The organism is Corynebacterium aurimucosum (assembly GCF_046895345.1).
Classification (GTDB): domain Bacteria; phylum Actinomycetota; class Actinomycetes; order Mycobacteriales; family Mycobacteriaceae; genus Corynebacterium; species Corynebacterium aurimucosum_G.
This window is the reverse complement of the sequence record NZ_CP160096.1, coordinates 36,508-59,267: the sequence shown is the minus strand read 5'-3', so window position 1 is coordinate 59,267 and position 22,760 is coordinate 36,508. Positions and strand designations below refer to the sequence as shown.

The 22,760-nt window shown below is 60.9% G+C and carries 24 protein-coding genes, 1 tRNA gene and 1 pseudogene; 7 read left to right on the top strand and 19 right to left on the bottom strand.

Features of this window, described 5'->3' with window-relative positions; translation table 11 throughout:
• Positions 1–5: 5 nt before the first annotated feature.
• The gene (locus ABZS45_RS00310) at positions 6–176 is read right to left on the bottom strand and encodes a hypothetical protein (RefSeq protein WP_168163690.1); all 171 of its coding nucleotides are present in this window, start codon (positions 174–176) and stop codon (positions 6–8) included.
• Positions 177–213: 37 nt separating this feature from the next.
• Here ABZS45_RS00310 and ABZS45_RS00305 point away from each other — a divergent pair, with 37 nt between their 5' ends.
• Both ABZS45_RS00305 and ABZS45_RS00300 read left to right on the top strand, forming a co-directional pair.
• The gene (locus tag ABZS45_RS00305) at positions 214–981 is read left to right on the top strand and encodes an HNH endonuclease family protein (protein WP_070645935.1); all 768 of its coding nucleotides are present in this window, start codon (positions 214–216) and stop codon (positions 979–981) included.
• Between the two features lie 127 nt (positions 982–1,108).
• A pseudogene (locus ABZS45_RS00300) lies at positions 1,109–1,264 on the top strand (ABC transporter permease subunit); the annotation flags it as partial.
• A 60-nt stretch (positions 1,265–1,324) separates the two neighbouring features.
• On the opposite strand, the gene ABZS45_RS00295 reads toward ABZS45_RS00300, so the two are convergent.
• From ABZS45_RS00295 to pflB, 5 genes are all read right to left on the bottom strand, one after another.
• Positions 1,325–2,524: an SPFH domain-containing protein gene (locus ABZS45_RS00295; RefSeq protein ID WP_070645931.1), complete on the bottom strand. Its 1,200-nt coding sequence runs from the start codon at positions 2,522–2,524 to the stop codon at positions 1,325–1,327.
• A 106-nt stretch (positions 2,525–2,630) separates the two neighbouring features.
• Complete coding sequence (locus tag ABZS45_RS00290) at positions 2,631–3,881, bottom strand: alpha/beta fold hydrolase (protein WP_070645929.1); 1,251 nt, start codon at positions 3,879–3,881, stop codon at positions 2,631–2,633.
• A gap of 4 nt (positions 3,882–3,885) precedes the next feature.
• Complete coding sequence (gene pflA / locus ABZS45_RS00285) at positions 3,886–4,755, bottom strand: pyruvate formate-lyase-activating protein (protein WP_070443392.1); 870 nt, start codon at positions 4,753–4,755, stop codon at positions 3,886–3,888.
• Positions 4,756–5,007 (bottom strand): autonomous glycyl radical cofactor GrcA2, encoded by a 252-nt coding sequence (gene grcA2 / locus ABZS45_RS00280; RefSeq protein ID WP_039676708.1) that lies wholly within the window; start codon positions 5,005–5,007, stop codon positions 4,756–4,758.
• 35 nt (positions 5,008–5,042) lie between these two features.
• Entirely contained in the window at positions 5,043–7,154 is a 2,112-nt protein-coding gene (gene pflB / locus ABZS45_RS00275; protein WP_412100149.1) for a formate C-acetyltransferase, read from the bottom strand.
• A 355-nt stretch (positions 7,155–7,509) separates the two neighbouring features.
• On the opposite strand from pflB, the gene ABZS45_RS00270 reads away from it, so the two are divergent.
• Positions 7,510–9,432, top strand: coding sequence for a solute carrier family 23 protein (locus tag ABZS45_RS00270; protein WP_412100148.1), 1,923 nt, complete (start codon positions 7,510–7,512; stop codon positions 9,430–9,432).
• Between the two features lie 60 nt (positions 9,433–9,492).
• On the opposite strand, the gene ABZS45_RS00265 is transcribed toward ABZS45_RS00270, so the two are convergent.
• Genes ABZS45_RS00265 through ABZS45_RS00255 form a run of 3 tightly spaced genes read right to left on the bottom strand, consistent with a single transcriptional unit; the run spans position 9,493 to position 10,856 of the window.
• Positions 9,493–10,098, bottom strand: coding sequence for a hypothetical protein (locus ABZS45_RS00265; RefSeq protein WP_070443386.1), 606 nt, complete (start codon positions 10,096–10,098; stop codon positions 9,493–9,495).
• Between the two features lie 6 nt (positions 10,099–10,104).
• On the bottom strand, positions 10,105–10,461 hold the full coding sequence (locus tag ABZS45_RS00260) for a DUF3817 domain-containing protein (RefSeq protein WP_070443384.1): 357 nt from the start codon (positions 10,459–10,461) through the stop codon (positions 10,105–10,107).
• Positions 10,461–10,856, bottom strand: coding sequence for a hypothetical protein (locus ABZS45_RS00255; RefSeq protein WP_070645924.1), 396 nt, complete (start codon positions 10,854–10,856; stop codon positions 10,461–10,463). The genes ABZS45_RS00260 and ABZS45_RS00255 overlap by 1 nt, the downstream gene beginning before the upstream one ends.
• Positions 10,857–10,999: 143 nt before the next feature.
• On the opposite strand from ABZS45_RS00255, the gene ABZS45_RS00250 reads away from it, so the two are divergent.
• A tRNA-Leu gene (locus ABZS45_RS00250) sits at positions 11,000–11,081 on the top strand.
• A gap of 108 nt (positions 11,082–11,189) precedes the next feature.
• Here ABZS45_RS00250 and rdgB read toward each other — a convergent pair.
• From rdgB to clpS, 8 genes are all read right to left on the bottom strand, one after another.
• Positions 11,190–11,801: an RdgB/HAM1 family non-canonical purine NTP pyrophosphatase gene (gene rdgB, locus ABZS45_RS00245; protein WP_070645922.1), complete on the bottom strand. Its 612-nt coding sequence runs from the start codon at positions 11,799–11,801 to the stop codon at positions 11,190–11,192.
• Positions 11,795–12,523 (bottom strand): ribonuclease PH, encoded by a 729-nt coding sequence (gene rph / locus ABZS45_RS00240; RefSeq protein ID WP_070443378.1) that lies wholly within the window; start codon positions 12,521–12,523, stop codon positions 11,795–11,797. Before rph ends, rdgB begins: the two co-directional genes overlap by 7 nt.
• Before the next feature lie 22 nt (positions 12,524–12,545).
• Positions 12,546–13,313 (bottom strand): MBL fold metallo-hydrolase, encoded by a 768-nt coding sequence (locus ABZS45_RS00235; protein ID WP_311522159.1) that lies wholly within the window; start codon positions 13,311–13,313, stop codon positions 12,546–12,548.
• A gap of 67 nt (positions 13,314–13,380) precedes the next feature.
• Complete coding sequence (gene murI, locus ABZS45_RS00230) at positions 13,381–14,157, bottom strand: glutamate racemase (protein WP_070443374.1); 777 nt, start codon at positions 14,155–14,157, stop codon at positions 13,381–13,383.
• On the bottom strand, positions 14,157–14,879 hold the full coding sequence (locus tag ABZS45_RS00225; RefSeq protein ID WP_395419193.1) for a rhomboid family intramembrane serine protease: 723 nt from the start codon (positions 14,877–14,879) through the stop codon (positions 14,157–14,159). Before ABZS45_RS00225 ends, murI begins: the two co-directional genes overlap by 1 nt.
• Positions 14,880–14,892: 13 nt before the next feature.
• Positions 14,893–15,837: a P1 family peptidase gene (locus ABZS45_RS00220; RefSeq protein ID WP_412101113.1), complete on the bottom strand. Its 945-nt coding sequence runs from the start codon at positions 15,835–15,837 to the stop codon at positions 14,893–14,895.
• Positions 15,838–15,859: 22 nt separating this feature from the next.
• Positions 15,860–16,396, bottom strand: coding sequence for a DUF2017 domain-containing protein (locus ABZS45_RS00215; RefSeq protein WP_412100147.1), 537 nt, complete (start codon positions 16,394–16,396; stop codon positions 15,860–15,862).
• 4 nt (positions 16,397–16,400) lie between these two features.
• Complete coding sequence (gene clpS / locus ABZS45_RS00210; protein ID WP_012715272.1) at positions 16,401–16,736, bottom strand: ATP-dependent Clp protease adapter ClpS; 336 nt, start codon at positions 16,734–16,736, stop codon at positions 16,401–16,403.
• A gap of 88 nt (positions 16,737–16,824) precedes the next feature.
• On the opposite strand from clpS, the gene ABZS45_RS00205 reads away from it, so the two are divergent.
• The 3 genes from ABZS45_RS00205 to ABZS45_RS00195 are packed head-to-tail and all read left to right on the top strand — an operon-like array spanning position 16,825 to position 20,795.
• Positions 16,825–17,403 carry a hypothetical protein gene (locus ABZS45_RS00205; RefSeq protein WP_412100146.1) on the top strand — a complete coding sequence of 193 codons (579 nt, stop codon included), beginning with the start codon at positions 16,825–16,827 and terminating at the stop codon, positions 17,401–17,403.
• 41 nt (positions 17,404–17,444) lie between these two features.
• The gene (locus tag ABZS45_RS00200) at positions 17,445–18,797 is read left to right on the top strand and encodes a nicotinate phosphoribosyltransferase (protein ID WP_070443364.1); all 1,353 of its coding nucleotides are present in this window, start codon (positions 17,445–17,447) and stop codon (positions 18,795–18,797) included.
• A 36-nt stretch (positions 18,798–18,833) separates the two neighbouring features.
• A complete protein-coding gene (locus ABZS45_RS00195) occupies positions 18,834–20,795 on the top strand; it encodes an ATP-dependent DNA helicase (RefSeq protein WP_201829183.1) in 1,962 nt (653 codons plus the stop codon).
• Here ABZS45_RS00195 and ABZS45_RS00190 read toward each other — a convergent pair.
• Together ABZS45_RS00190 and serB are read right to left on the bottom strand one after the other, a co-directional pair.
• A complete protein-coding gene (locus ABZS45_RS00190; RefSeq protein WP_070821856.1) occupies positions 20,792–21,517 on the bottom strand; it encodes a peptidyl-tRNA hydrolase in 726 nt (241 codons plus the stop codon). The two genes, ABZS45_RS00195 and ABZS45_RS00190, sit on opposite strands and share 4 nt — an antisense overlap.
• Complete coding sequence (serB, locus tag ABZS45_RS00185; protein WP_070645906.1) at positions 21,510–22,703, bottom strand: phosphoserine phosphatase SerB; 1,194 nt, start codon at positions 22,701–22,703, stop codon at positions 21,510–21,512. Before serB ends, ABZS45_RS00190 begins: the two co-directional genes overlap by 8 nt.
• Positions 22,704–22,760 lie beyond the last annotated feature (57 nt).

Here is a 22,760-nt window from a genome sequence, read left to right as displayed (position 1 = left end):
CGTCACTACTCCCCCAAAGCGCGAGCGACAAGCTGCGCGGCCTCATCGAGGGAAGACTGGGTCTTCGACTCAGGAATATCAGAAAAGACCTGGCAGGCGTGGTCTGGGACAACCTCGGCCGAGCGCTGCAAGCCGCGTTCAGCAAGGTACTCGTCAAAGAACATATCGATACTCATACCGTGTGCCGATTCTACCCACTAGGATCACTACGTCATGTCCACTCGTACCCCGTTCTTCATCGCCGCACTGCTTAACGCCGCGATAGCCGCACTGGTGGCTGTGGGCCTTTTCCTTCCCGCCCCAGTCGATCCCCCATTCGAGCAGCCCAGCGCCACAACGGCAGCGGCGCCGGTCCAGGAGGGACCTACAGAAGAACAGTCCGAAGAGGCCGCTCCCGCGCCGGAGATCGCCGAAACACTCGCCGCCTTGAATTCCTTGGAGGTCAAAGGCCGCGCTCCCATGACCGGTTATGAGCGTGAGGAATTCGGCCAAGCGTGGTCCGATGATGTGACGGTGGACTTCGGACACAACGGCTGCGATACCCGCAACGACATCCTCCGCAGGGATCTGGATCCGGAAAGCCTCGTGCTCAAGGAAGGCACCCACGACTGTGTGGCGCTGTCCGGGGTTTTGCACGACCCTTATTCGGGCCAGGACATTGAGTTTCAGCGCGGGGCGCAGACCTCACGCGCGGTGCAGATCGATCACGTTGTGGCGCTGGCCGACGCCTGGCAGAAAGGCGCCCAGCAATGGTCACCGGAGAAGCGCCGCAACTTTGCCAATGATCCACGCAACCTCCTTGCCGTCGGCGGTCCTCTCAACCAGCAGAAAGGCGCTGGTGATGCCGCCACGTGGCTGCCGCCTAACAAAGGTTTTCGCTGTGAATATGCGCGCCGCATCGTCGAGGTAAAAGCGACCTATGGAATCTGGGTTACGGAGGCAGAAAAGGATGCACTCAGTCGGCTGCTGCACGCCTGCTGAGTATTTCTATCCCCCTTAATGTGTTTTAAGCGTTGCGGGTGCGTTCCGGCTACCCCCGAAATTATGCGCATAATATTCATCCGCACCTAACGCTGGAGCTTAGTTTTCCACGATCGGAATTCCGGGGCGCACTGCACGGGCAAAGGGCCTGACCCGTTCCCAAGCCATTCGCAAGCACGCCCTGCGCACTTCCATCATTCCGGTTGCGACCTCCGTTGCTTTCTCCGTTCCCGACATCTTCACCGGCGCCATCATGATGTTGACCATCTTCGCGTGGAAGGGCAACGAAAAGAGAGCCTTCCCAAGCTGCGGAAAGGCCCTCTTCATGTGGTTTTGAATGTGCTTAGTTATTGCCCTTGTTGAGCTGATTGCGCAACTGATCAAAGTAGTCGCGCGCGCTCTGCGGCTGGTTATTGCCCTGCGGCGGGGCCGGGAAACCCGAGAACTGACCAAAGCCCTGGCCCTGCTGTGCGTTCTGTACGTGCTCCTGTGCTTGTTGCTGTGCGCGCTGCGCCTGCTCCATCATCTCAGCATCGCGGCGGGCACGCTCATCCCGCTCGCGGCGCTCCTGTTCCTCACGACGGCGACGCTCCGTGGCGGCATCCTCGCGGCTGTGCTTTGCTTCGCCGGCCGGCACCTTCGGCTTCGGGGCTTCGTTAATAGCGTTAGTGGACAGCAGCGTATCGCGCATACCGCCGAAGAGATCCTGCATGCCGCCCGGGTTAGACGGCATGTACAGCACATTGGTGTGGGCGCGGTCGGCCACGTCCACCATGGCGTCAAGGTACTGGGAGACCAGCATGAGGGTCTCGGGGTTCTCCTGCACACCGGCAGCACGCAGCAACTCGTACTGCTGGGCAATACCTTCGACGATTTCCTTACGCTGGTCAGCCACACCGCGGCCCTGCAGCTTCTTGGCCTCGGCCGCACCTTCGGCTTCCTTGACCACACGGATCTTCTCAGCTTCTGCCTGCGCCACGGCAGCCTCGCGCTCACGCTGTGCGGCGTTAATAGAGTTCATGGACTCGCGCACGCGGGCATCCGGGCGAATATCGGTTACGAGGGTGTTGACGAAGTTCCAGCCGTAGGCGGCCATGTTATCGCGCAGGGACATCGCTACGTTGCGGGCGATGGTGTCCTTGGAAGAGAAAGAATCATCCAAGTTCATGTTCGCCACGGAGGAACGGACGTTGTCCTGCACATAGGCCACGATCTGCTGCTCGTGGTTGGACAAGGTGTAGAAAGCCTGACGCTCGCTGCCCTGAACTACCTCGTACTGCACGGCAACGGGGATCTGGACGAAGACGTTGTCCTTGGTCTTGGTTTCCACCATGACATCGAGCTGACGGATCTGCAGGCTAATCTTGGCGCGCACGCGGTCGACATAAGGCACCTTGAAGTGCAAGCCCGCGTGAGCAACGCTCACGAACTTACCCATCCGCTCAATGATGGCGGCCTCCTTCGTCCGGACGATGAAGAAACCGTCGAAGGCAGTGGCAATAATAATGAGGAGAATCACGCCAATGACGATGAGACCGGCCATAGGCTTATCCTTTCTGCTCGGTTAAGGTTTTCCTAACCAGTGTGCCATACGGTGACCACCACCACATCTCGAGAAAGAACATTCCCCGAGAGCTCTCGGAGCACTCTTATCGCTCATCAGCCGCGCGGAAGAGCTCGCCCAAAATCCCCGCGCCGTCCTCACTAATACCGTTGTGCTGGAAGCGGTTGGTCACCACTGGGCGCAAGTCGCGGTAGGTCTCTCCTGTAGCCAGGGAGTCTTCGAAGGGCACGAAGATATCGTCCAAGTAGATGGCGGCGGAGGCGGTAACGGGTGCGGCGGCAAGCGCAGCGGCGTCATACGGAGAGCTTGCCCACTCGTGGGCGGCGAGCTCCTCGGCGGCCTGCTTGAAGGGGCGCAGCGCCGGATCCTCATCGAACTGCCAGGGGAAGATGTGCTCACCAGTGAGATAGGTACCATCCTCGGCGAACTCGGGGAACTCCTCACGCATGCGGTGCGCAGCCCAGCCGGTGACGGCCTGGCCGCCGACGCCACCGTAGATAGATTCATGGATGGCCGCGTACAGCGGGCCAGCCTGGAAGCTCACGCGGCTTCCGACGTCGTTGAGGAAGTCCGAACGCAAGCGCTTCTCCCCACCCACGGTGCGGAAAGGTTCCTCCAGCAGGTAGCCCAAAGAATCGAAGCCAGTGCCGCGCCCCAACTCAATTCCGATAGTGCGGAAGCGGCGCGCAGACAGGCGCTCCCCTGTCGGAAGTAGCTCCTCCGAGTTGTCTAGGTGGTGGAGGATTTCCTCGACGCGCGCTTTAGCCCACGGGAACTGGGCATAGAAACGCTCGTGACGCACCTTGAGCTTGGCAAAAGTCGTGCGGTAGAGATCATCTGCACCCTTGGCCAGGGTAGGAAGGCCACCGGTGAGGAAGGCTCGGCCGATAGACTCCGGGAACATCGAAGCATAGGCCGTGATGATGAAGCCGCCGAAGGACTGACCAAAGAGATCCCAGGACTCCTCCCCCAGGTGCTCACGCAGGTGTTCGGCATCGCGCACGATGTTTTCCTGGCGCAGTTGGGCCAAGCGCTGTGCGGTGCGGTCCTCGGCAGGACTCAGCTCATCAATGCGGTGGCTGCGACCCGTGCCGCGCTGGTCCATGAGGATCCAGCGGTAGCGCTCCAAACCCTTCCCGATGAGTCCGGAAGCACCCGTCGGCCTTGGCGCGGGAAAACCCGGCCCGCCCTGGTTATAGAGCAGCGCTGGGTAATTCTCACCGCCGGGCGGGATGATTTCCCGGGCGTAGAGCTCGAACTCCCCCGCGGCGGGATTGTCATAGTCCCAGGGGACGGTGATGGTGTGTTCCTTGATGGTGTGGCCGAAGCGTTTCATGCTTCTAGTAGACCACGAAACCCTCCTCGCGGAACGCATCGCGGATAGATTCAACATCTTCCGGTTTCGGCGGCTTGGTGTCCTCGAGAGTGTAGGGATAGCCCAACTCGCGCCACTTGTCCGCGCCCATGTTGTGGAAAGGCAGGACCTCGACGCGCTCGACGTTGCTCTTCCAGCGGGAGACAATCTTGACAACGTTGGCGACGTTTTCTGGGGAGTCTGTCAGGCCAGGGACGACCACGAAGCGAATCCACACCGGCTTGCCCATCTCATTGAGACGGTCACCGAAGTCGATCGTGGGTTGCAACTCGCGGCGAGTGACTTCCTTGTAGGTCTCTTCGTCACCAGACTTGACGTCCAAGAGAACCAGGTCGATGTTGTCCATGTCCTCATCGCGCAGGCGCGCGCCGAGGTATCCCGACGTGTCAATCGTCGTATGAATACCGGCGTCATGGACCTCTTTGAGCAGGCGCCGGGTGAAGGCGATTTGGAACAGCGCCTCGCCACCCGACAAAGTCAGACCACCTCCTGAAGCCTTGAAGACGGGCTTATAGCGCTTGACGCGCTTGACCACATCCTCGATGCGCTCCAAGGTGCCAACCTTCATCTCCATGGTGTCAGGGTTGTGGCAATACTGGCAGCGCAACGGGCAGCCCGACATGAACATGGTCATGCGGGTTCCGGGGCCATCAACAGCCGTAACCAGCTCCCAAGAATGCACGAGCGCGACATCACCGGAGCGGCGAGCCTGCATCAGCTCCGAGCGGGTAAAACCGTCGAGGTCATTGTCCGTTCCTAAACCGGCGGCGGCGCCGCGCACCTTCTCCCCTTCTTCAGGAGAAAGACGCACGACGCCGGTAATGCCATCTGCCATTTAGGAACCCTGGTGGAAGGTGCGGGAGATAACGTCCAGCTGCTGCTCGCGTGTGAGCTTCACAAAGTTCACCGCGTAGCCGGAAACACGGACCGTGAGGTTCGGGTACTTCTCCGGGTGCTCAACGGCGTCCTCCAAGGTGGACTTGTCCAGGACGTTGATGTTGGCGTGGTAGAGGCCCGAGTCCATGTTGTTGGCGGTGCGGTTGGCCTTCATGGTGGCGAGGCGCTCGTCAAAAGTTGGGGTTGCCATGATGTGTTCTCCTTGGGAAGTGGTGTGGAAGTGGTCTATTCGGAATCCATGATGAAGCCGGCATCGAGGACGCCCACCAGGTTGGTGATGCGCTCCTCCGGGGTGCGGCCCAATCCGGATGGGGTGATGGTGTTGGTCAGTGAGATGCCATCGAGGGCATCCTTGTAGTCCAACTTGCCCACCGACAGCATGGAGGCAACCATGCCGTGGTTATCCGCGCCGTTCTCCGGGTTAGCGCCTGGGGCGAACGGGGTACCTGCCTCGTGGCCGGACGGGAAGGAACCAGTTGCCTTGCCGTAGACCACGTTGGAAGTAATGGTCAGCACCGACTGGGTCGGAATGGCGTTGCGGTACATCGGGATGGCCTTAATCTTCGCCATGACGGTGTGGACGATGGTGGCGGCGATATCATCGGCGCGGTCATCATCGTTGCCGTAGAAGGGGAAGTCACCTTCCGTCTTGTAGTCCACGATGAGGCCGGTCTCATCGCGCACCGGGTAGACCTTGGCGTACTTAATGGCGGACAGCGAGTCAGCCACGATGGACAGGCCGGCGATACCGCAGCCCATGGAGCGCACGATATCGGAATCGTGCAGCGCCATCTCAATGGACTCGTAAGCGTACTTGTCGTGGCAGTAGTGGATGATGTTCAGGGCCTCAACGTAGGTGCCGACGACCCAATCCAGCATCTCCTCGTACTTCTGCCAGACCTCGTCAAAGTCGAGCGGGCCATCGCCCTGGATAGGCTCATAACCATCCACGACCTGCTTGCCGCTGACCTCGTCGCGGCCGCCGTTGATGGCGTAGAGCAGGGCCTTGGCGGCGTTCACGCGGGCGCCGAAGAACTGCATTTGCTTGCCGACGGCCATCGGGGACACGCAGCACGCAATCGCAGCGTCATCGCCCCACTGCTCACGAATCTGCTTATCGGACTCGTACTGGATGGAAGAGGTCTCAATCGAGATATGGGCACAGAATTCCTTGTAGCCCGCCGGCAGCTGCGGATCCCAGAAGATGGTGATGTTCGGCTCCGGTGATGGGCCCAGGTTAATCAAGGTCTGCAGCAGGCGGAAGGAGGTCTTGGTGACCTGGTGGCGGCCATCAGTGCCGAAGCCTGCATCGGTCCAGGTAGCCCAGTACGGGTCACCGGAGAAAATCTGGTCATAGTCCTCGGTGCGCAGGAAGCGCACGATGCGCAGCTTGAGCACGAGCTGGTCAATGATCTCCTGGGCGTCTTCCTCAGTGATGAGTCCAGCAGCAAGGTCACGCTCGAAGTAGCAGTCGAAGAAGGCGGAAAGGCGGCCGATGGACATCGCTGCACCGTCTTGGGACTTGATGGAGGCCAAGTAGCCAAAGTAAGTCCACTGCACGGCCTCGTGGGCAGTCTTCGCCGGCTTCGAGATATCGAAGCCATAAGACTCAGCCATGATCTTGAGCTTCTTCAGGGCCTTTATCTGCTCGGCGTGCTCCTCACGGTAGCGGGCCCAGTGCTCGGAGAAACCGAGGTCTCCCACCGCGCTCTTGGATGCTTCCTTCTCGGCGATGAGGTAGTCCACGCCATAGAGAGCCACGCGGCGGTAGTCACCGATGATGCGGCCGCGGCCATAAGCATCCGGCAGGCCGGTGATGATGTGGGAGGAACGCGCTGCGCGGATGCGCGGGGTATAGATATCGAAGACCGCATCGTTGTGGGTCTTGCGGTAACGCGTGAAGATCTTCTCGATCTCCGGATCGGTTTCCTTGCCGGCTTCCTTAATGGCCTGCTTGACCATGCGCCATCCACCATTGGGCATCATGGCGCGCTTGAGCGGAGTATCCGTCTGCAGACCGACGATGACATCATCATCCTCGGAGATATACCCAGCCGGGAAAGCATCGATATCACTCGGGGTGTGGGTATCCACATCGAAGATGCGCTTCTGGCGCTCGACGGAAAGATAGTTCTTCTCCAAATGATCCCACACGCGCTGCGTCTTCTCGGTGGGCCCAGCGAGGAAGGAAGAGTCCCCGTCATAGGGGGTGTAGTTTCGCTGGATAAAATCACGAACGTCAATGTTTTCAGTCCACGGGCCGGGCTCAAAGCCCTTCCATGCCTCGAACTGCACAGACTGTTCCGTTGCGGTGGTCACTATATTGACTCCCTTCATAGTTCACACGACGCGTAAACACTTAGTCGCAGAAGGGTTGTAGGTGACTTCGGCTCACGGGCAATTCGGTCAACACGTATCGTCACCGAACCCCTCTCTGTAGCCCATAGTAGGGGGACAAACGCATAACCTCACATCGGCACATGCGTGCCCCGCGCCACCGAACGGGCTGGTTTTAGCACCACACAGGTCAGCTCTCTCATAGGTAACGGCCGTACGGTTGGATGCGGGGGTAAATCACCCCCTGACGTGGCCTTTCCCACACCTTTCGGGCGAGTTCTTGGTGCCTGTCCGCGCCGCACTCTATTGTTATGCGCAGTATCCTCATCTCGCCCTTCAGCAAGGAGCTCTTTGCGTGTCTCACACCGCCGCTACCGCTAGCCCTGCCACTGCCCCAACCCACCCCGTTGATGTGGTCCCGCCGGCGCCCAAGCTGGCGGCACTCGGACTCCAGCACGTTCTCGCTTTCTATGCCGGCGCGGTCATCGTGCCACTGCTTATCGCTGGTTCCTTGGGCCTCGATGAGGCCACCACGATTCACCTCATCAATGCAGACCTGTTGACCTGTGGTCTGGCGACGTTGATCCAGGCGGTGGGCGTCGGCAAGCACATCGGTGTCCGCCTTCCCATCATCCAGGGTGTGACCACCACGGCGGTAAGCCCGATCATTGCCATCGGCATGAGCGCTGGCGACCAGCCGCTGCCGACGATTTATGGCGCGATTATTGCTGCCGGTATCTTTACTTTCTTTGCTGCGCCGGTCTTTGGACGCGTGCTCAAGTACTTCCCCCCAATTGTCACCGGCACCGTGCTTCTGGTGATGGGCACGTCGCTGCTGGCGGTCTCAGCAAATGACTTTGTCAATTACGCGGACGGGGTTCCGGCCGCACGCGATCTGCTCTATGGCTTCGGCACGCTCACCATCATTATCATCGTGCAGCGTTTCTTCCGCGGCTTCCTGGGTACTCTGTCTGTGCTGCTTGGTTTGGTCATCGGTACTGGCGTGGCCTTCGCACTGGGCGATACGTCCTTTGACGGCGTGCGTAAAGCCGATGCCATCGGTATGACAACACCTTTCTACTTCGGTATGCCGAAGTTCGACATCATGGCGATTCTTTCCCTCATCATCGTCATGATCATCACCATGGTGGAAACCACCGGCGATGTCTTCGCCACCGGTGAGATTGTGAAGAAGCGCATCAAGCGCGATGACGTGGTGCGCGCCATTCGCGCCGATGGTCTCTCCACCACCCTTGGTGGCGTGATGAACTCCTTCCCCTACACCTGCTTCGCGCAGAACGTCGGCTTGGTTCGCCTGACTGGTGTGAAATCCCGCTGGGTAGCCGTGTCCGCAGCGGGCTTCATGATCATTCTGGGCCTGCTGCCCAAGGCCGCAGCTGTTGTGGCGGCTATTCCCTCCCCGGTGCTCGGCGGCGCCTCCCTCGCATTGTTTGCCAACGTTGCGTGGGCGGGCCTGCAGACCATTGCGAAGGAAGACATTACTGATGGCCGCAACGCCGCCATCGTTACCACCGCGCTGGGACTGGCCATGCTCGTTACCTTCAAGCCGGACGTGGCCACCGCCTTCCCGGAGTGGGCGCAGATCTTTGTCTCCTCCGGAATGTCCATCGGCGCTATCACGGCGATTTTGCTCAACTTGCTGTTCTTCCACGTCGGCTCGCAGTCTGGCGATGATGTCAGCCGTCTCGACGGCGCCGGCGTCTCGCTCAAGGAGCTCAACGACATGGACCGCGACAGCTTCGTCAGTGCGCTGCGCCCGCTCTTCAACAACGAAACCTGGCCGCTCGAAGCTGCCTGGGAGCTGCGCCCCTTCCAAGATGTCAGCCAGCTGCGCGAAGCAATCCAGGTCACGGTCCTCACTGCCCCCGGCGAGCAGCGCCGTGCCCTGATCCACGACTACCCCGCGATGGATGAGCTACTGCTTGCCGATTCCGACACCGCCGCCACTATCTCTGCTGACCGCGGTTCCTTGGCTCTGGATGACCTCGACGACGTTCAGACACAGCAGCTTATCGACGTCTCACAGGCCTACCGCGAACGCTTCGACATGCCATTTGTGGCGTACCTAGACACCAATGACTCGGCCGATCGCGTCATCGATGCGGGCGTGCGCCGCTTGTCCAACTCGGATGAGCTGGAACAGCGCGTGGTCTTGAGCAAAATCATCGAGATTGCCAATGACCGCTTCGATATCCTCCTTGCGGACGCTAACCCGGTGCGGGCTTATTGGGACCGCAAGTTCACGGAGGTGGAATGAACGTAGTTCATTCCACGTAGATGTAGTTCATTCCACGAAAGAGGGCACTCAGAGTGAGGATTAGCTGAACTCCATGGTGACCTGGGCCTCAGGATCTACTCCGCGAATGATGCCTTCATAAAAGCTGCGAGCTTGGTCCTGCAGGAGCTCGCGGTTGTCGTTGATGTCCTTGCGCTTCTTATCGGCGCTGAGGACATCTGACACTGTCGAGGCGGCGTCGAGTGGCTGGGTGGTCCAGCTGAGCACGCCGTTATCTTCCACTGCGGTCTTAAACTCTTCATCGGTATGCCCGATAAAAATGAAGTCCGGGATATGGACCGTGTAGGCATGCTCGCCGGTCTCAGTGACGCGCACGTCCTTGCCTTCGATACCGAGCTTGGCTTTGTAGGAATACTGCACAAATTGGGTGCGGTCGGTCCACGGGACGCGTACACCAAATACTTCGCCGACAGAGGATTTCTCCGCCAGCCCCTGGATGCCCAGGCTGAGCAAGACCACTTGCTCTTGACGTTCGACTGCGTTGACCACCTGAGTATTAGTGGACTGAACTGGGGCGCTATAAATCTCGTTCGGCTGGCGTACGGCATACACACCCAAGCCAGCGCAAGCGAGTGAAAGAAGCACCACAATCGCGATAAGTGTGGTGCTCAGTTTGCGGCTCGTCATACCTACCTACAGCTGGAACTGCTCAACAACTTCAGTGCGGCGCTTGTGCTCCATCCAGAAGGACAAGAACGGCACAACGCCGGCGAGCGCCGTGGTGAAAAGCTTGCTTACCGGCCACATGGCACGCGGACCGAGGACCAGGATGGACACGAGGTAGACCATGTAGGCCACGCCGTGTGCTTGGGCGATGAGCGTGGCCCAGGATGGCATCTCCATCCCCACGCCGTATTGCAGAATCATGCGCGCAACAAGAATGAGAAGAAAAATACCGGTGATAGTGGCGGCAATGGAAAAGAACTTCAGCGGGCCACGGATACGCGCCTGGCGGTCAGGATGGACAGCGTTGTTGACTGAGTTGCTCATTAATACTCCTCTTCAGTGCCGCGACGGCGGCGCTGCTTGTTCATAGCGTTAAAGGTGTCCACATCAATCTGTGGGCGAGACGGTAGGAAATCTTCGTCGATTTTAGTCGCGGTGTGCTCCTTGGCCGCGCGCACGCTCTCTGCCTCATACTGGGCTGGCTCTTCTCCCCGCTCGAGTGCTTCGTTCTCGGCATCAATTCGCTCATTCTCGTAGCGTATGGCAGTGCGGTAAGCGTAAACAACAAATACCGCGAACAGCGGCCATTGGAAGGCGTATCCCAAGTTCTGGAAGGTTCCCGAACCGGAGCGGAACCGCGTCCATTGCCAATAAGCAAGGAATAAAAAGAGCACGACAAAGATCACGATGAGGACGATGTGCCACCATCGAACCTTCATCCGCTTTTTCGGTGCTGGGTTGGTGCTCACTCTCAACAGCCTACCCACCACGCCCGGAAAAGTGGATTTCCGTCTATGGGCTGCTGCCCTGTAGGCTAGTGAACGTTGCGTGGAGCAAAGAGTGCTCCGCAGCAACTAAACCCGCGCCCGTGGCGGAATTGGCAGACGCGCTAGATTTAGGTTCTAGTGTCTTATGACGTGTGAGTTCAAGTCTCACCGGGCGCACATAGTCAGACCCCCGCGCGGTTTCCGTGCGGGGTCTTGTCGTCACAGCGCTCGGCGAGCCAGCCCAGCTCGCGGATGCCGGGCTTGCGGTCATGGCCCGGCGGATGCTTAGGCTTGGCCGGCAAGCGCCGCTAGGGGTTCACGCAGCTGCGCCAGCGCGCGGCCGCGGTGCGAGACAGCGTTCTTCTCCTCCGGGGACATCTCCGCGGCAGAGCGGGATTCGCCTTCGGGCTGGAAGAGGGGATCGTAACCAAAGCCATTTTCGCCCTGTGGGGCGGTGAGCAAGGAGCCAGTCCAGCGGCCCTCCACCACGTGTTCCTGCCCATCCGGAGTCACCAACGCGCAGACCGACACGAAGGCAGCCGCGCGACGTTCAGCGGGTACATGGGACATCTGTCCTAGCAGCAGCTGGTTATTCGCTTCATCGTCTCCGTGACCGCCCGACCACCGAGCGGAGAGCACACCCGGCATGCCGTTGAGTTCTTCCACCGCGAGGCCAGAATCATCCGCGATCGTGGCCAAACCGGTGTGCTGTACCCCGGCGCGCGCCTTGATCAGCGCGTTATCGGCAAAGGTGCGGCCGTCTTCCACAGGCTCCGGGTAGGTTTCCACTGCGGACAACGGGAGCAGCTCGATGCCTGCGATTCCGGCATCGGCGAGAATCTTCTCCAGCTCCTTGAGCTTCTTGGCATTATTCGAAGCGACGAGGAGTTTTACCATCCGAGGGCCGCCTTTTGAGCGTCGATAAGCTGGGCGCAACCTGCCTGGGCCACGTCCAACATGTCGTTAAGCTCCGCGCGGCCGAACAGGCCGTGCTCACCGGTGCCCTGAATCTCGACGAAGTCTCCGCCTTCCTGCATCACCACGTTGAGATCAACCTCCGCGCGGGAGTCCTCTTCATAGGGCAGGTCGAGGCACACGTGACCGTCGACGATGCCGACGGAAACAGCGGCAATAGGATCCAGCAGCGGCTCGCCCGGGACGACGCCCTCCTCCTTGAGGTAAGCAATCGCATCAGCCAGCGCCACATACGCGCCGGTAATCGACGCCGTGCGTGTGCCGCCGTCTGCTTGCAGCACATCGCAATCCAGCTGGATGGTGTTCTCCCCCAGCTCGGAGAGATCAACCGCTGCGCGCAGGCTACGCCCCACCAGCCGGGAAATCTCGTGGGTGCGGCCCTTGACCTTGCCCTTCATCGACTCGCGCGGCATGCGATCGTGGGTGGCCGCAGGCAACATGGCGTACTCGGCCGTCAACCAGCCCTCGCCGGAATCCTTCTTAAAGCGCGGCACCCCAAATTCCACGGAAGCCGTGCACATAACTCGGGTGTTGCCGAACTCCACCAAGACCGACCCAGCCGGATTGGTGGTGAAGTTGCGGGTAATGCGGACGCTACGGAGTTGGTCGAGCGCGCGACCATCGGCACGAGTGAAATCAGTCATGCCTCCTACCCTACCGTGCGTGCTAAAAGTCGAGCTCCATACCGGCGGCACCGACGACGATCTCACCGTCGAACTCACGGGCAGCTGCGGTATAAGTGGCGGCAGCATCACCCCAAGGCTGGAGGTGCACGAGCACCAGCTTCTTCACGCCCGCCTCACGCGCCAAGCGCCCGGCTTCTGCCCCCGACATATGCATATCCGGGGCCTTGTCCTCCGAGGTCTCGCCCCATGCGGCCTCACAGAGGAAAACATCCACGCCCTGGGCAGCCTCGACGAGCGCGGGCGTATAAGCCGAATCAGCTGAATAGCACAAGGTTGCACCGGTTTTAGTGTGTTCGACCCGCAAGGCGTATGTCTCGACCGGGTGAACTGTGCGGAAGGGGGTGATATAGACATCGTCAACAAGCTGGCGCTCGCGGTCCACCCAGGGGCTGAACGCAAACGTATCGCTCATGTCATCCACCCCGTCCGGAGCATCAGAGGACAAGCGGCCCAGGTGGGTTTCGGTAGTACTGGGCCCGAGGCAGAAATTGCGGGACGCCGCGGGTGCTGTGGGGTGGAAGCGCCGCCACACCATCAAAGACGGAAAGTCCAGGCAGTGATCGGCATGAAGATGAGTTAATGCCACGTGTGCATCGCAAGGATCCTGAAGTTCCTGCAGGCGTGCAAGCGTACCCGGGCCCAAGTCCATGATGATGGACGGAGCAGAGGGGAAAGACAAGAGATAGCCAGAGGCCGGATTACCCACAGTGGGCACCGAGCCGGAACAGCCTAGGATGGTCAGCTTCATGCGTTCAATAGTTCCACGAAACAACGGGGGATGCGGGATTTGGGTCGATTGTACATCTTCACCAGGACTAAATCTTGGGTCCCAAGAAACGCGTGGCTAAGAGCTCGAAGGCCGCGTGATCACCGGTGCACTCGAAACTGCGGGTGGGCACCTGTCCCGCTGGGGCGAGCATGTCCGTGGTTGTGAGGGTACGTAGGACATCCTTCGTAGTCTCCTCCGCCGAAGACACCAACGTGACGTTATCTCCGATGGCGAGCTGGATGACGCCCGTCAGCAGCGGATAATGTGTGCAGCCAAGAACGAGCGTATCGACGCCCGCCGATTGCAACGGCGCCAGGTAGCCCTCCGCCACGCCAAGGATCTGGCGCCCAGCCGTAATGCCGCGCTCGACAAAATTCACGAAATCAGGACAGGCCACCGCCTCGCATTCGACATTCGGATTGACGGCAAAAAGATCTTGATAAGCACCTGAATTGATGGTGCCCTCCGTGCCGATCACGCCAATTTTTCCGTTGCGGGTGGTGGCGATGGCACGGCGTACAGCCGGACGGATAACCTCCACGACCGGAATGTCATAGCGCTCCCGGGCGTCGTGCAAAAAGGCGGCCGTCGCGGTGTTGCAGGCAATCACCAGCATCTTGCAGCCGCGCTCCACGAGCTCATCGGCAATCGCGGTGGACAGCTCACGCACTTGGGCGATGGAGCGCGGGCCATAGGGAGCATGGGCGGTATCGCCGATGTAGATAATGGATTCGTCGGGAAGCTGCTCGATGATGGTGCGCGCAACGGTCAAGCCACCCACGCCCGAGTCAAAAATCCCGATGGGAGATGTTGCATCAGGCATTAGCGCGTTACTCCTTCGGGCGCGGGCTTAACCTTTTTAATCGGGTCATCGGAGGTGATCACCATTCCCGCGACGATGCCACCGATGGCACCGAAAAGGTGCCCCTGCCAGCTGACTCCTTCATAGATAGGCAACACGCCCCAGATGAGACCGGAATAGGCAAAGCCCAACCCCACGCCGACGAGAAATTGACCCAGGGAACGGTTGAAGATTCCCCGAACGATGAGGTAGGCCAGCCAGCCATACACCATGCCCGAGGCACCAATATGCGAGGTCCCCGGCCCGCCCAACAGCCAGGTGCCGATGCCAGCGATGAGTACCACGATGATGATAACTTCCCACCATGCCTTGCGGCCTGAGAGGCCGATCAGGAAACAAAAGACGGCACCGGGCAGTGAATTTCCGATGAGGTGCTCAAAGTTCGCGTGGAGTAGCGGAGCGGTGAAAATCCCCCAGATGCCATTAAAATCCAGTGGACGTATGCCGTATTGACCCAGCTCGCTGCCAAAAAACAGGAAGTTGATGATGTGGATAACCCACTCAACGACTAGGAAGCCCACCGTTAAAGACGCTGCCGTCTTCAGGCGTCCGGCCCGAGTGTAATTCTTCGAATCCCCCGTGTTGAGAACAGGCTGCTGCCCCGCCCCGGGGGCTGCCGGGCGGGGCCGGAAGGGGTTGGGCCCATGCGAATGCTGCTGGCCAAAAGGTCCACTCGTCGTCATAATGACTCCAACTTTAGCAAGCGCGCAGCGAGGAATACGCCTCCAATCCCAGCCCCGGGGTTGCGCTCACCACGGCATCGACGATGGCTGCCTCCACGGCATCGGCAGCGGCGGCGCTTAACGACGCCAACTCCGCAGCACCGATCCCCTGCTCCGCAGGTTGTGTTCCGGAGGCGGCGGCAAAAAGCGTATCTCCATCCAGTGGGGAATGCGCCGGGCGAACCGCCCGGGCGATGCCGTCGTGGCCCGCTAAAGCAAGACGTTTTACTTGGGCCTTGGTTAACGGGGCGTCGGTCAACACCGCGCCAATGGTGGTGTTTAGTTGAGAAGCCTCTGCGAAAGATTCAGCCAGGCTGCGGGCCGCGGCAAACCGCTTAGCGTCCACGGCCGGCGCGTCCGGTGCGCCAAACAAACGCCCAGTCTCAGCATCAATCACCTGCCCCACCGGGTTGGCTACAACAACCGCGGCGACGGTGAACGGGGAGACATCGATAAGCACGGTCCCCACCCCACCTCTGATCTTGCCTGCGCAGGCGCCGGTGCCTGCGCCCACGCTGCCGCTCGTAGCGTCGTGCCCTGCCAACGCGGCGCGTAGAGCCGCCTGACCATCTGCCGCCGTGGGGCGCTGTGGGCCAGCGAGCAGATCAAAAATGACCGCGCCTGGCACAATGGGTACGCGGGGGCCGGGGCTCTCCTCCCCAAAGACGGGGAAACCAATTCCCGCTTCCTCAAGCCCGCGCATGACACCATCCGCTGCTGCCAGCCCAAAGGCCGAACCGCCTGCAAGGACAAGAGCATGAACGCGCTCAACCGTGTTGTGCGGCTCCAGCAGATCCGTCTCGCGGGTGCCGGGGCCTCCGCCGCGCACATCGACGCCAGCCACGGCACCTTGTTCACCGCAGTAAACGACGGTGACGCCGGTGTCCTCACGCGTGACGTGACCGACAGAAAAGCCCATGTCGGGGAGAGTCTGCACGGTGCTAATCCATGATGACGTCGAGCAGCGAATCCTGGCAGAACGCCAGCCATTCCACGAGCGTATCGCGGTCCGCTCCAGGGGTATCCTCCGGCACGTCCCCGGCGGCGATGAAGAGGCGCAGGTCATTGAGCCCTGCGAGGAAGGCATGTGCTTCTTCCTCGCTGATAGCCACCTCTACCCCGCCGGTGGGCCCCAGCGCGGTGTTAATCACTTGGAGGTTTTCCAGCTTGGCGCGCGCGATGTCATTTTCGTACAGCGAACGCAGCAGTGAATTATCGCCGTCGAACTCTTCATCCCCTGCCTTCTTGAAGTCGGGGAAAAGGCGGGCCAGCGATGGATCCTCCGGTGCTTCGGTGTGGCCGGTGGGCATGTCGAGCATGTCCGCCAGCTCATCCTTGGGGGCCGATTGTGCGCGGGCAATGATGGCCTCGGAGACGGTTGCGGTGAGATCACCTAAAACTTCGCGCTCCATGGGCTCGAAAACAGTCGTGTATTTCGCGCCACGCATGAAGGACTTTTTCTTTTTCCAAGCCTGCATACTCTTATCCTGCCTGCTGCATCGTGGCCCACAGGCCGGCGACTTGCAGTTTCTTCACATCGGCTTCGACTTTGTCACGCTCACCTGAGGAGACTGCCGCCTTACCTTCGGTATGGACTTGCATCATCAGCTCGTTGGCGCGCTTTTTGTCATAGCCCAGCACAGTCTGGAACACGTAGGAAACATAGCTCATTAGGTTGACTGGGTCATCCCAAACAATGCACATCCACGGCAGGTTTTCGCTCGTGGCGACGTCGACCTCAATCGCTTCATCCAGCTCCGGGGTGGCCATGGGCGAACTCATAACCACACCCGCGGACGTTTCTTTGTGCGCTTTCATGTCCTCTACCCTAGCCAAATTTTTTCCGGTAGCGAGCGGTTATACTGTCATCAACTTCTGACCTGATTGTCGTTTCCAGGTGGCACCGATGAATTCTTTCACCCTTCCCCCAGCCGTTACTGACATTCTCGCGGGACGCCAACCGGCGAAGGAGGATGTCGTGCTCCTCCTGCAGCGCATCCTCACCGTGCTCGTCCTCGGCGGCACGCTCATAACTGCCGTAATCAGTCTGACCACTCCGTCCGAGGACGGCAGCTCGCAGGAGCCAGAAACTCCCGCGCCAGCAGCCTGTGATTACGAGCTTCCCGACGGCCCCGTGCAAGACCAGCTAGCTACCATCCAGCAGGATTTGGTGGTGGCGATCAACAGGTGGCGCAAGGAAGACGGCCAGGCCCCTCTGGTGCCGTGGATCGAACGCCAAACCGCTGCCCGCGAAAAGGCGGAGTGCAACGCGGTGACCAAGACGGAAGAGCCATCGGAAGAAAATGTGCAGATGGTTCAGGACCACCTGCCTTTGGAGGAGGCTAGCGGCTTTCAATTTATGGAACGCATCCGCAAGTCCGGCGATCATGTTGCCGCCCTACGAGACCGCCGGATGACCACCGCAGCCGTTGGAGTGGCTTATAACGACGGTGAGGTCTACGTTGTCATTCAGCTTGAGGAATAGAAGAGCTGATTTTTCAGAGCTCCCTGAGTAGCATCTTCGATGTGACTACTATCTCAGACAACACCCAGGATTCTGGGTTCGGACCTAGCGATCGTTCTACGGCTCTCCTTACGGATAAATACGAGCTGACCATGTTGGAGGCAGCGTTGCGCGATGGCTCCGCGCACCGCCAAGTGGCCTGCGAGGTATTTGCCCGCCGCCTCCCCAACGAGCGGCGCTATGGTGTCGTGGCCGGCACCGAACGCGTACTTCGCGCAGTCCGGGACTTCCGCTTTACCGCCCAACAACTGGCAGAGATGGACTTCCTTGATGCAGAAACCAAGGAATACCTGGCCAATTACCGCTTCTCTGGACACATCGATGGCTACCGCGAAGGTGAGCTCTACTTCCCCAATTCGCCCCTGTTGACCGTGCGCGGAACCTTTGGTGAATGCCTGATTCTGGAAACGGTGATTCTGTCCATCATGAATTCCGATTCCGCAGTGGCTTCTGCGGCCTCACGCATGGTGGTGGCTGCAGATGGCCGCCCCATCATCGAGATGGGTTCGCGCCGCACTCACGAATACGCCGCCGTGACCGCTGCCCGCGCCGCCTACCTGGCAGGTTTCCAGGCCACCTCCAACCTGGAAGCCGGCTACCGCTACGACATTCCGGTCTCCGGCACTGCGGCGCATGCGTGGACGCTGGCGCACGTCAACGAGGACGGCACCCCCAATGAGGAGGCGGCTTTCCGCGGGCAGATCGAAACGCTCGGCGTCGATACCACCCTGTTGGTGGATACCTATGACATCACCAAGGGCGTAGAAACCGCCGTGCGCGTCGCCGGCCCCGAGTTGGGCGGCGTGCGCATCGACTCTGGTGATTTGGCCGCGGTCACCCGTCGCGTGCGCAAGCAGCTCGATGACTTGGGCAACCACAACACCAAAATCGTGGTCTCCTCCGACCTCGATGAGTTTGCCATCGCCGGCCTGCGCGGCGACCCCGTCGATGTCTATGGCGTGGGTACCTCAGTGGTTACTGGCTCGGGCGCGCCAACCGCCAGCATGGTGTACAAGGTCGTCGAGGTCGATGGCCACCCAGTAGCCAAGCGCTCCTCCTCGAAGAAATCGCAGGGCGGGGCTAAGCGCTCTCTGCGCACCTACCGTTCCTCGGGGGTGGCCGTCGAGGAACTCGTGCTCCCCTTCTCCGCCGAGGACCCAGACACGGGCACGCTGCGCACCCGCGAGATGACGGTACCGCTCATGCGCGACGGCGAAATCCTCGACAACCTGCCTACCCTCGAAGAATCCCGCGAGTATCTGGCTCAGGCCATCACCACCCTGCCATGGGAAGGCCTAGCGCTCACCCGCGACGAGCCTGCGGTTCCCACCCGCTTCGTTGGCTTCGGCTCTTAAGAAGCACGGCGAAGGCGACCGACTACACTGCCTGACATGCACGACACAACGGTTGACCTTCTCGACGCCGCAGTCTCTTCCCTCGGCGGCGCGCGGCGTGCCGGCCAGGTGCGCATGGCGGAGGCCGTAACCACCGCGTTAGAAAAGGAACGCCACCTCGCTGTGCAGGCAGGAACTGGTACGGGTAAGTCCCTGGCTTACCTCGTGCCCGCCTTCCGCCACGCGCAAGGAACCGGACACACGGTGATCGTCTCCACCGCCACGCTGGCGCTGCAGCGGCAGCTCGTGGAGCGGGACCTTCCGCGTCTGGCCGAGGCCCTCGAGCCGCACCTGGAGAAGAAGCCCACCTTCGCCATCATGAAGGGCCGCTCCAACTACGTCTGCCTCAACAAGGTGTCCCGCGCCGCCGAACTGGAGGATGAGGACGCGCTACTCGACGAAGACTCGGTCTCCCACCTCGGCCGCCACGTCCAACGTGTCTATGAATGGGCGGAAGACACCGAGACGGGTGACCGTGAGGATTTGGAACCGGGCGTGCCCGACCTCGCGTGGCGGCAAGTCTCCGTCACCTCGAACGAATGCCTCGGCGCCACACGCTGCCCGCACGGCGAGGACTGCTTCGCGGAACTCGCGCGACGCCGCGCGGCGGACGTCGATATCGTGGTCACCAACCACGCGCTGCTCGCCATTGACGCAGTAGCAGACATCAATATCCTGCCGGAACACGATGTCGTCATCATCGATGAGGCCCACGAGCTAGATGGCCGCATCACCTCGGTTTCTACCGCCGAAATCACCGGGCGCGCGCTGAAGATGGCGGCCAGCCGCGCCAAGTCTCTCGGCGCCAACGGCAAGGACCAACGCCTCGCTGAGCAGGCCAACGAGCTGAGTCAACTCCTCGGAGAATTCGCGCCAGGCCGCTGGACCGACTTGCCAGAGGAAGCCAAACAGCAACTCATGAGCGTGGCGGACACGCTGGCCGACTGCCGCGACACCATCGCCCGCGCACCCGAGGGCGAACAGTCCCAAGACCCGGAAAAATCTGCGGAGCGCCAGAACCTGACCAATCACCTCGCTAGCCTCGTCGAAGCCATCGCTCGCATCCTTGACGTTTTCGCTACCGGTGACCCCGCCGCACATGCCGACGTAGTCTGGCTGGAGCGCGATGAGCGCACGCTGAACGACACCCTAGCCGTAGCCCCTCTGTCCATCGCTGGCATGCTGCACGAAAAGCTCTTCGGCGAACAAACCGTGGTGCTGACCTCCGCCACCCTGGCATTGGGCGGGCGCTTCGACGCCATGGCCGCACAATGGGGCCTGCCGAAGGGCACGTGGGACAGCCTTGATGTGGGTTATCCTTTCGACCCCGCGCGCAGTGGCATCTTATATACCGCGTCGCACCTACCGCAGCCGGGCCGTGACGGCCTCAGCCCCGAGACGCTCAAGGAGATCCGCGAGCTCATCATGGCTGCGGGCGGGCGCACGCTCGGGCTCTTCTCCTCGCGGCGAGCCGCGCAGCAGGCAGCCGAGGAACTCAAGCCCACGCTCCCCTTCGATATCTACCTCCAGGGCGAGGACTCCATCGGCGCTCTCGTGGACAAGTTCACGAAGAACGAAAACTCCTGTCTTTTCGGCACGCTAACCCTTTGGCAGGGCGTCGACGTACCGGGTCCTGCTTGTTCCCTGGTCCTCATCGACCGCATTCCCTTCCCCCGCCCGGATAACCCCCTCATGCAGGCTCGCACCGAGGCCGCGAAGGCCGCCGGGCGCAACGGCTTCATGGAAGTCTCCGCCACGCATGCTGCATTGCTTATGGCCCAAGGCGCGGGCCGTTTGCTGCGCTCTGCTAACGACCGCGGCGTCGTCGCAGTACTGGATAACCGCTTAGTAACCAAGCGCTATGGCTCCTACTTGAGGGCCTCGATGCCACAGATGTGGCCCACGAGCGACCCGCACGTCGTGCGCGGGGCTCTCCAGCGCCTAGTCGAAGCCCGTTAGGGGCGGCGCAGCGCGCAGACCGTAGCTGAGTCTGGGGCAACTTCGGTGAAGCCGGCGTCGTGCACCACAACAGCACCGGGGCGAGCGCATGCCGCTGCAAAGTCCGCAGTGCCGAGTTCGCGCACGGAAAGCGAAAAGTCCCGCGCTGCCCAGTCCTCTACTTCCTTGAAGCTTATTGCCGCAGCCAGCAGCATTGAACCATGCCCCACTTGCGCCGCAGCCTTTCCGGCGCTCATGGCAAGGGATGAGTCGATGTAGATCACGGGGGCGTCGGCAAGCGCGGGGCCCGGCTCATCCTGCGGGAGATCAGTATGGCCGATCTGCAGCTTGGCGACGAGCGGGTGCACATCCTGTACCGCCGAGGGGACGAAGACACGCGCGCGGTCATTGACAGTGACCCCAGGCAGAGCCTGTACATCGCGCCACGCCTTGTTGCGCGCCCGGCGGGCCACCTTGCGGATGCGGTGGCCGTACCACTGCCCCAAGGCCTCGGCGAAGGCCCCATCCTGCCCGGCCCGATCGTCGAGGCAGAGCTTGACCACGCCCCGCGCCGCTGCCTCCAACACCTCCGTGCGCGTGGGTGTGTCTTGCTTGGGCAGGTTGAGCGCTATCTGCATCGCCTGGATGGTCTCGGGCTTGTTGGGGTCCTCGGGATCCTCCCGCCAGCTGCGCTCGCTGCACGCGGCCACGAGGCGACGGTGGGCCTCGCGGAGGTTATTCACTGGCAACTTCCTCCATGGGGATACCCAGGATTTGCAGGATTTCATCCATGTACGGATGGTTGACCGAGGTATCCGCAACCTCTCGCAGCGCGGGTTTGGCGTTGAAGGCGATGCCCAAGCCGGCAGCGGAGATCATGTCGATATCGTTGGCACCGTCACCAACCGCCACGGTCTGCCGCATGCTCAGGCCCGAATCCGCAGCAAATTCGCGCAGGAACATCTCCTTGGCCTTACGGTCCACGACGTCCCCGATGACCCGGCCGGTGAGCTTGCCGTCCTCGATCTCGAGGGTATTGGCGCGCACGTAGTCGAGGTCGAGCTCTTTAGCTAGATCCTCGAGGACCTGAATGAAGCCGCCAGACACCACCGCAACGCGGTAGCCCATGCGCTTGAGCGTGCGGATGGTGGTGCGCACGCCTGGAGTCAGACGAATATCGTTGGCGGTTTCCTTAATCACCGTTTCCGGCAACCCGGCCAAGGCGGCGACGCGCTCGCGGAGAGACTCTTCGAAGTCCAGCTCACCGCGCATAGCGCGCTCCGTCACGGCGGCAACCTCTGCCTCCTTGCCGGCGTGGGCGGCCAACATCTCGATAACCTCGCCGGTGATGAGGGTGGAATCGCAGTCAAAGCAAATAAGCCGCTTTGAGCGGCGTTGCAGGCCGGAGCGCTCAATGGCGATGTCGACGCCCTGCTCCGTGGCCAAGCGGGCCAGCATTGCGCGGACTGGGTCGGAAGCTCCCTCAATGGTGATGTAGAGCTCGAGACCGTTGAGCGGGTAGGTAGAAAGACCGCGGATGCGGTCGATGTTGACGTTCAGGTTGGCCAGCTCCTTGGCAATCGCCGACATGTGGCTGGCGTTGAGCTGGCGTCCTAGCACCACGACGACGTGCGTGGAGCGCGGCCGTGAGGTTGCCTCCTCTTCGCGAAGATCCACGTTGATGGATTGGGCATAAATGCTCAACGTGTTGCGTAGGCCCTGCTCGAGCGCTTCGAGGCGGGAGGCCTGCACCCGGATATACGCAGAAAGGGAGATACGGCCGGAAAAAATAGCCTGTTCGGCGTCGACGAGCTCGACGTTGTGGGAGCTCAGGACTCGGAAGAAGGCGGCCGATACGCCGGGCTTGTCGGGGCCAGAGGCGGTGACAACGGCGAAGACTTGTTCACTTTGATTATCCACGGGCCTCATTATCGCACACCGCGATCCTGGAATCTCCACCTACGGCAAACGCCGCCTCCCCATCGC